This window comes from Mesorhizobium sp. M7A.F.Ca.US.005.03.2.1 (assembly GCF_003997795.1).
Lineage (GTDB): Bacteria > Pseudomonadota > Alphaproteobacteria > Rhizobiales > Rhizobiaceae > Mesorhizobium > Mesorhizobium ciceri.
Genome location: NZ_RZRP01001157.1, coordinates 1 through 1,512 on the forward strand (window position 1 = coordinate 1; position 1,512 = coordinate 1,512).

The window sequence follows — 1,512 nt, forward strand, 5'->3', positions numbered from 1 at the left end:
GTCGATCAGCGTGATCAGTCCACCGGGGTGGCTCGAAGTCGAGCCACCGGGATGGCGCAGCACATGGCGCTTGCCGCGCCCGCGCTCGGCGGAGAGATCGGCCAGTGCTGAAGCAACCTTGTCGAGATCGGCGCCGACCAGATGCGCCGCACCCAGCACCGCCAGCACGTTCTGCACCATATGGCGGCCGGGCGCGCCGATCCGCGCCGTCACTTCGTGGCCGCCGATCCTGGCGGTGATGTCGGAATGATCGGCATGCAGTTCGCATTTGGTGAGCTTGAAGGTAGAGCGCGCATTCTCGCCGAAGCCGTAGACGTGCTCGACACCGGCGGCATGGGCCATCTTGTCGAGCATCTTGAAGCGGGCATCGTCGCGGTTGAGGACGGCGGCCCCCTCGGGCTCCAGCCCCTCGAAAATCTCGGCCTTGGCCTTGGCGATCTCGTCCAGATTGCGGAAAAAGCCGAGATGCGCCGCCGCGATCATGGTGACGATGGCGACATGCGGCCTCACCATCTTGACCAGCGGACGGATCTCGTCGGGATGGTTCATGCCGATTTCAAACACGGCATAGTCGCAATCATCAGGCATCCGCGCCAAGGTCAGCGGCACGCCCCAGTGATTGTTGAAGGACTGCGCCGAGGCATGCACCTTGCCTACGGCTTGCAGCACATGGCGCAGCGCTTCCTTGGTGGTGGTCTTGCCGGCCGAACCGGTCACAGCGATGATTTTCGCGCTCGAGCGGGCGCGCGATGCAACTCCAAGCTTTTCCAGCGCGACCAGCACGTCCTCGACGACGATGATCGGCGCTGTCAGCCGGCCGAGCGACGGCAGCTTGCCTTCGGCCACCACCAGCACGCCAGCGCCAGCCTTGATGGCGGCGGTTGCGAAGTCATGGCCGTCCATCGCCTCGCCCTTGATGGCGAAGAAGGCGTCGCCCGGCTGCAGGCTGCGGCTGTCGATCGAAATGCCTGAAATGCCATCCGGCATCGGCCCGAGCGGCCGCCCGTCCATGGCGGCAACCAGCGCTTCGGAGGTCCACAGCAAGCTCATGCTGCGCGCTCCGTGAGTGCCGCGCGGACTTCCTCATGATCGGAGAAATGCAAGGTCTCGGAGCCGATCGTCTGGCCTTCCTCGTGGCCTTTGCCGGCCACGATCAGCGTGTCGCCGGCATGCAGCATGGCGACCGCTTCGTGGATCGCCTGGCGCCGGTCGCCGATCTCGATGGCACCTGGAGCAGCGGCCAAAATAGCGGCACGGATCGTTTCCGGCACTTCGAAGCGCGGATTGTCGTCGGTGACGATGACGACATCGGCAAGCCGCGTCGCGATTTCGCCCATGATCGGCCTTTTTCCCCGGTCGCGGTCGCCGCCGCAGCCGAACACGACGATGACGCGGCCGGTGGTGAACGGCCGCACCGAGGCCAGCACGTTTTCAAGCGCGTCCGGCTTGTGGGCATAGTCGACATAGACCGGCGCGCCATTGCCGGTGGTGCCGACGAGGTCGAGCCGGCCC

The 1,512-nt window shown here is 65.6% G+C and carries 2 protein-coding genes; both read right to left on the reverse strand.

Translation table 11 applies throughout. From position 1 onward, the window contains the following. Positions 1-1,050: Mur ligase family protein (locus EN991_RS35720; protein ID WP_127370490.1), on the reverse strand; the 1,050-nt coding region annotated here is incomplete at its 3' end. Further along, the coding region (locus EN991_RS35725) for a cyanophycin synthetase (protein WP_281058847.1) at positions 1,047-1,512 on the reverse strand (466 nt) is incomplete at its 5' end. The genes EN991_RS35725 and EN991_RS35720, both read right to left, overlap by 4 nt.